At 56.6% G+C, this 475-nt stretch carries 1 protein-coding gene; it reads left to right on the top strand.

Annotation, left to right across the window (positions count from 1 at the left end; all coding sequences use genetic code 11):
- Positions 1-414: hypothetical protein (locus UUA_RS19525; RefSeq protein WP_008439552.1), on the top strand; the 414-nt coding region annotated here is incomplete at its 5' end.
- Between the last annotated feature and the right edge of the window lie 61 nt (positions 415-475).

Raw genomic sequence — 475 nt, 5'->3', positions numbered from 1 at the left:
AGCGTTAGGCATCAGTCGGAGTATTTCGTGAACTGGCAAAGGATCATGTGGCTCGCACTCTCATTGTTCGCCGCTCAGTTCGCTATCGGTTTCCTCGAAGGTCTCTTGTCGCCGCCCGGATCAGGCGTCTCGGCATTTTTCATCGGCAAGGCCGCGTCCCTTGTCGTTTGCTCGGTGCTCTTTGGATACTTCGCGGCACGAAGCCCCATCAGGCCATTCGCTCATGCCTGGATTGCTCTTTTTCTCCAAGTGCTTGCCGCAACTCTTTTTTCCCTGGCCCTCTCTCCTTGGCTTGACGACGGCCCAAGGGCTTTTGTTTTAGCGGAGTGGGCTGTGCTTGTTGCAGCTCTTATAGTGGGCACTTGGTTCGGCAAGAGCTTTGTTAGTCGCACGGGCGGGCTTGCTGATGCCTAACCACTCATTCGAGGCGGACGGCTTCGCCGCCGCTCAATTCAAGCGTTCGGCAGCAAGAGCG

It is taken from the genome of Rhodanobacter thiooxydans LCS2, assembly GCF_000264375.1.
Lineage (GTDB): Bacteria > Pseudomonadota > Gammaproteobacteria > Xanthomonadales > Rhodanobacteraceae > Rhodanobacter > Rhodanobacter thiooxydans.
The sequence above is the reverse complement of the archived record's forward strand: the minus strand, read 5'-3'. Positions and strand labels throughout refer to the sequence as shown.